This is a genomic window from Ruegeria sp. AH12 (assembly GCF_056541465.1).
On the sequence record NZ_JBQFYL010000161.1, the window covers coordinates 1 to 702 of the forward strand.

Below are 702 nucleotides of genomic sequence, written 5' to 3' on the forward strand. Positions count from 1 at the left end.
GTTCCCGATCCTAGCGGACATCGGCAAAAGACATGGCCGCTTCGCCCGACAATTTCATACAGCGCGTCTTAGCTCGAAATGTCATGATAGGTTTCAACCGATGTGCACCACCCATGAAATATCCATCTTCTTAAATACGCCTTCCGGGATCGCACCAATAATCGCCATGATCACAAACCAGATGCGGCGCACGTAGATGATGTTCCGGCCTTTGCGTAAGCCCTTGAAGATCGCATCAGCCACCTCTTCGGGTTCTGCCGTCAGTTTTTCGGGCAGGTCCATACCTGCGGTCATCTGCGTATTCACGAACCCTGGCAGCACCGTCATTACGTGGATCCCGCGTTTGGCCATCCGGTTGCGCAGGCCGGAGAGATAGGAGGTAAAGCCTGCCTTGGCGGAGCCATAGACATAATTCTTGGCCCGTCCGCGATTGCCCGCCACGGAACTGATGCCCACGATCTGCCCGGAACCCCGCGCATCGAACCGTTCCGCCAGAAGACCCAGAATGTGCGCCGGGCCCTCATAGGTGCTCCGCATCACGCGGGTAGCAGCCTCGATGTCACGTTCATTCTCGATCTGATCCCCCATCAGTCCGATGGCGCAGATCACCACGTCCGGCAAGACAGGCAGAGCGTCGACGAACCGGGTATGCGCGGCACTGTCCAGCACGTCAAAGTCGTGTAGGCTTACCTCCACGTTGTG

1 protein-coding gene is annotated in these 702 nt (G+C 57.4%); it reads right to left on the reverse strand.

The window, feature by feature from the left end; genetic code table 11:
* Positions 1-93: 93 nt before the first annotated feature.
* On the reverse strand, positions 94-702 hold a 609-nt coding region (locus ACR0EL_RS22335), incomplete at its 5' end, for an SDR family oxidoreductase (RefSeq protein ID WP_480502334.1).